The 915-nt window shown below is 60.1% G+C and carries 1 protein-coding gene; it reads right to left on the bottom strand.

The features are described 5' to 3' along the window. Window positions 1-552: 552 nt before the first annotated feature. On the bottom strand, window positions 553-915 hold a 363-nt coding region (locus ACFQZQ_RS14720; protein ID WP_386813687.1), incomplete at its 5' end, for a hypothetical protein.

Raw genomic sequence — 915 nt, 5'->3', positions numbered from 1 at the left:
CGACGCGCCATGCCGCCGAAGCGGCGCTACGCGCAGACTGACGACCTGGCCGAAGCAACCCAAGCCCAACAACAACGCACCTGTGTTTGATGCGGCCTAACGCCTGAGTTAAGCCGGCCCGCAACGCGCGAGCCGGGTACCGCTTGAGCAACATCAACGACGCGATTCAACGGAGCCGCGAAGCGGGTTCGGCTTGGACGAGTTGTTAGGGCGCAGCAACCCGTCAGCTCCCCAACCGTGGCTCTACCGAAAGACTACCAACCGAGCGAACCGCGAGCTGCGAGCCGATCCAACGCCGCAGACCGACGCTTTACCGAGAACCCCGCGACGCGCCATGCCGCCGAAGAGGCACGACCCCAGGACCGACGGCCTGGCCGAAGCAACCCAAGCCCAACAACAACGCACCTGTGTTTGATGCGGCCTAACGCCTGAATTAAGCCGACCCGCAACGCGCTAGCCAGCAAGGGGTTGCAACTGAACAACGACACAGCTGAGCCACGTAACGAAGCGGGTTCGGCTTGAATGAATTGTTAGGCGGCGACGGCCGAGACACTAGCCGGCGCTTCCGCTGAGTGATGTAGGCCGGTCAATGAGCACGAGATCATCCGTCGCTTCCGGCGTGTAGTGAACCAGGCCACCAAAATCAGTATCCACCATGATGCCTTGGGCGAGATATGCCCATTGTTCTTCGCCAGGAAGATACTTGCCTGTGTCCATAGAGGCGATTACGCGGCCACGGTAGATCCAATCGATTTGAACGACGTCTCCGGGCTCTATGTCTGTGCCGTCGGCGTACTTCATCCCTAGCCACCTAACGCCCGAATTAAGCCGAGCCGCGAAGCGGCTTCGGCTTGAATGAATTGTTAGGTGCCAGCCGACAGCACCTGCCACGCGATGATAGCCACGAACAATATT

The sequence above is a fragment of the Lysobacter koreensis genome (assembly GCF_042677045.1).
In the GTDB taxonomy this organism is placed as follows: Bacteria; Pseudomonadota; Gammaproteobacteria; order Xanthomonadales; family Xanthomonadaceae; genus Lysobacter_K; species Lysobacter_K koreensis.
Note: the sequence above shows the minus strand (reverse complement) of the source record. Positions and strands in the feature narration are given on the sequence as shown.